At 47.7% G+C, this 3,895-nt stretch carries 4 protein-coding genes; 2 read left to right on the top strand and 2 right to left on the bottom strand.

What is annotated here, in order from left to right:
* Nucleotides 1-196, bottom strand: a 196-nt coding sequence (locus FC65_RS06760; protein WP_162257054.1) for a recombinase family protein, incomplete at its 3' end; no start/stop codon positions are given.
* 163 nt (nucleotides 197-359) lie between these two features.
* On the opposite strand from FC65_RS06760, the gene FC65_RS06765 reads away from it, so the two are divergent.
* The gene (locus FC65_RS06765) at nucleotides 360-1,889 is read left to right on the top strand and encodes a multicopper oxidase family protein (RefSeq protein ID WP_056972038.1); all 1,530 of its coding nucleotides are present in this window, start codon (nucleotides 360-362) and stop codon (nucleotides 1,887-1,889) included.
* A gap of 39 nt (nucleotides 1,890-1,928) precedes the next feature.
* Nucleotides 1,929-3,302: an MFS transporter gene (locus FC65_RS06770; RefSeq protein WP_003690687.1), complete on the top strand. Its 1,374-nt coding sequence runs from the start codon at nucleotides 1,929-1,931 to the stop codon at nucleotides 3,300-3,302.
* Between the two features lie 153 nt (nucleotides 3,303-3,455).
* Here FC65_RS06770 and FC65_RS12165 read toward each other — a convergent pair whose 3' ends face one another.
* Nucleotides 3,456-3,821, bottom strand: a complete 366-nt coding sequence (locus tag FC65_RS12165) for a hypothetical protein (RefSeq protein WP_056972039.1) — start codon at nucleotides 3,819-3,821, stop codon at nucleotides 3,456-3,458.
* Between the last annotated feature and the right edge of the window lie 74 nt (nucleotides 3,822-3,895).

Consider the following 3,895-nt stretch of genomic DNA (forward strand, 5'->3'; position numbering starts at 1 on the left):
TTTCTTTAAACAACTCTTGGATAATGGCTAATGCCTCGCGCGTGTTCCGCGCAAACCGATCCAGCTTAGTGACAATCAAAGTATCACCTGTTTTTAGAGCGCGCAACAGTTTTTGAAACTCCGGTCGTTCAGTAGTTGTGCCGGTAAACTTTTCCTGAAAGATTTTTTCTGCTCCTGCCAATTTTAGTAACTCAATTTGATTTGCTAATTTTTGTTTTCGACATTTGTTGCATGAAAATCCTCCTCAAGTGTATGGATAAGACCTATACCATTTTTCGATACTACTTTAAATTAATTCTAAATTATGTTTATGGCAATCCTAAAAAGTGTTAAAATTCTTGTCAGAGGGGGAAATCACGATGAAAACCTATACGGACTATTTCTTTGATGAGCCAGCGTTTGATCTCCACGATGGCGGGTACGTGCCGCTTGAGGTCAGTGATGCGCCTGAGAAGCCCTTAAATGTGCCGCCGTTGTTGAAACCGGATAAAGAGACGGCGACCGACATTTATTACACGGTGACAGCAGAGGCTGGGGAAACGCAACTGTTACCTGGGGCGAAGACCAAGACGTGGGGCTATAATACCAGTCTGTTAGGTCAGACGATTGTGTATCGCCGTGGTCAGCATACGCATGTGACACTGAAAAACACCCTGCCTGAGTTGACCACTTTTCATTGGCATGGGGCTAATGTCAGTGGCCCTTATGTTGATGGCGGATGCCATGCGCCGGTTTATCCGGGTGAAAGTAAGCATATCGACTTCACATTGGAACAACCGGCGACGACTTTGTGGCTGCACGCGCATCCGTGCCCATCCACAGCCGAGCAGGTTTGGCATGGTTTGGCTGCCATGGTGATTGTCAAAGACGACCATGAAGCCAGCCTGCCATTGCCAAGGAACTATGGCGTTGACGATATTCCGGTCATTTTGCAAGACCGGCGTTTTCATGAGAACAACCAGTGGGACTACCGGGCTGATTATGATCCTGACGGTGTTGCTGGGCCAACTGCAATGGTTAACGGTACAATCAATCCCTATTTTGATGTCACCACGCAAAAGGTCCGGTTGCGTTTTCTGGATGGTGCTAATCGCCGTGAATGGCGGTTGCATTTTTCCGATGACCTGCCATTTACGCAAATTGGCGGGGATGGCTCACTGTTACCGGAGCCGGTCAAATTTACCCATTTGATGCTGACTTGTGCTGAGCGTGCCGAAGTGATTGTTGATTTTGGCCAATACCATGAAGGCGACGAGGTCACCTTATATACGGATGATGTGCCATTGCTAAAGTTCCGCATTCATGCGTTCAAACCGGATCAGACTACCTTGCCTGATAAGTTGTTCGATGTGAAGGCACCAGTGGTTGACCCGGCTTTGCCAGTTCGCCACGTTGTGATGCAGGGGATGGACGAAGGTGTTGCGATTGATGGTAAAAAGTTTGCCATGCAGCGGATTGATGCCACGCAACCAATTGGCAAAGCCCAGTACTGGGATGTTACCAATAGCAATGATGCGCCTGGAATGGTTCATCCATTCCATGTGCATGGAACCCAATTCTTAGTCTTGTCGCGGAATGGGCATGCGCCGTATCCAAATGAACATGGTTTCAAAGATACAATTGGCGTGAATCCTGGTGAAACGGTTCGGCTGCTGGTTCGCTTTGATTTGCCAGGGGTTTATATGTATCACTGCCATATCATTGAGCACGAAGATGGCGGCATGATGGCACAGATTGAAACATTCGATCCAGCCAAGCCAAAGCAAGAATATAAATTGATGGATATGGATACGTTAATGATGGCCTTGGCTAAAGAACGTGGCGTCAAACCATCTGAGATTTGGATGGGCGGTATGCAGTCTTATGAAAAAATGGGAATGAAAATGTAAACGTCCCACAATACTAATATAGAAAAAGATGATTTTAATATGCACTCTCCAACGATCAAACATCGCGGGGCTTTTGTCGCCACGTTACTGACAGGTACCTTTTCGATGTCAATTTCTCAGTCTTCTTTAAGCACCGCTTATCCTGCTTTTATGAAAGCTTTTGGTTTAGGAGCGGATACAGTTGCTTGGCTGACAACCGGCTTTATGTTGGTGATGACCTTGATGATTCCGGTTAGCCCATGGCTGTTGCATAATGTTACTTTCCAACGGCTTTTCCAAGCGATTGAACTCATTTTTGCCATTGGGACAGGCTTATGTATCTGGGCACCGAGTTTTACCGTGCTCATGATTGGCCGGTTGCTTGAAGCGATTGCGGTCGGGATTATTTTCCCGAGTTTCCAGACCGTGTTGCTGACGATTACGCCGCATAGTGAGCGTGGTCGGGTGATGGGCACGGCGGGATTGGTCATGGGCTCAGCCTTGGCAGTCGGTCCGATTATTTCCGGTGTTTTGCTGACATGGTTCCCTTGGCAGGCTTTATTCTTGTTCTTCTTGGTCGTTTCGCTGCTTGTGCTGGCCGTTTCAACGGTGACCATTGCGTCTGTCATGCCATTGCAACCGACGCAACTGGACTGGGTGTCCTTCCTTTTATCCGCAAGTTTTCCAATTCTACTTTATGCCTTGGGTGCTTTGTCGAAAAAAGGCTTAACTGTTGGCGTGGTTGGTTTGTTGATTTTAGGCGTTCTGGCAGCTGGTATTTTCGTTGTTCGGCAATTGAATCGCCAACCACCAATGTTGCAAATGCGAGTTTTTGCCACTGGTATGTTTACTAAAGCGGTGTTTCTGACCGGAATTTCATACGTCGGTTTGATTGTCACCACTATCCTGATGCCGCTTTACTTTCAAACGCTACTTGGTTTGTCACCGTTGATTTCTGGCTTGTCCTTAGTGCCAGCTGCGGTGTTGCTGAGTATTTTGAATCCAATTAGCGGGCGCCTACTGGATCGCTTTGGACCGCGTGTCGTGGCCATGATTGGCATGTTGTTGATTACTGGCGGCTTTGGTCTGTTAGCAGTCTTTGCCCATCATTTACCGCTGATTGGGGCAATTATGTTGGCGATGGCGACTGAAGCCGGCAATGCCTTTGTGATGATGCCTTCAGTGACGGCTGGCGCGAATGCTTTGCCGAATGAGCTCGTGGCAGACGGCACTGCGGTTACAACGACGGCTCGTCAGTTATTCGGTTCTGCCGGTGTCATGTTCGCCACAGTGTTGTTGGATGGCATGCAAACCACGCTGCGAAGTCATGCTGGCGGTTTTGCTGTTACCTTCGCTGTGTTTGCTGGCGTGGGCCTGATTGGCTTGCTGTTGGCGTTGACGTTACCAAAGGAAGTCGCGAAGAAAGCGGTATAGCTGCGAATTCGTGCTTTGCATCTACAAAAATAACCGCCTACCAAAATGTAGACGGTCATTTTTGTTGCAACTAAGCATGCTTGACTGGGTACTTAGCCGCAAATGATCAGGAGAGAAGCATCGCGACTAGGAAAGGAGGGCAACACGGTTGCTTTAGTCAACAAAGACCAGTTCGATAGTTTCATCTTCCGGTTTGATGTTGACAGATAAATGACGATTAAGGTCGGCCACCAGTTTGCCTGCGAAGGCCATCTTCTCGTCGAATTCGGTCATGTGCGAAGTAAACGGGACGCTTTGGTAATTAAAGTTTTCGCCGATATAGCCCGGATCAGTCACGTAGCGCAAGTTGTTTTCGTCGTGGCGACTGCCCGGTTTCAGGACGGTATCCAAATACTGATAGAGAATCGTTGGATCGTAGTTCAGCGGCTTATCAAGGGTCGTGGAAAGCTTGTAGCCGGTTGCTTGACCAGCGAATTGTTCGTTGATTTGGACTTGGGTAAGGCTTTGATACAATTTCAAAACGATCACTCCTCTTCTTTTCACTTTTAGTATAGCAGTTATGGTAGATTGTAAAATTAATCCGAACGCTGTTC

The organism is Ligilactobacillus acidipiscis DSM 15836 (genome assembly GCF_001435755.1).
Taxonomy (GTDB): Bacteria; Bacillota; Bacilli; order Lactobacillales; family Lactobacillaceae; genus Ligilactobacillus; species Ligilactobacillus acidipiscis.

Coding starts and splice junctions, on each gene's coding strand:
- FC65_RS06765 (WP_056972038.1), top strand. CDS start 360: ATGAAAACCTATACGGACTATTTCTTTGATGAGCCAGCGTTTGATCTC.
- FC65_RS06770 (WP_003690687.1), top strand. CDS start 1,929: ATGCACTCTCCAACGATCAAACATCGCGGGGCTTTTGTCGCCACGTTA.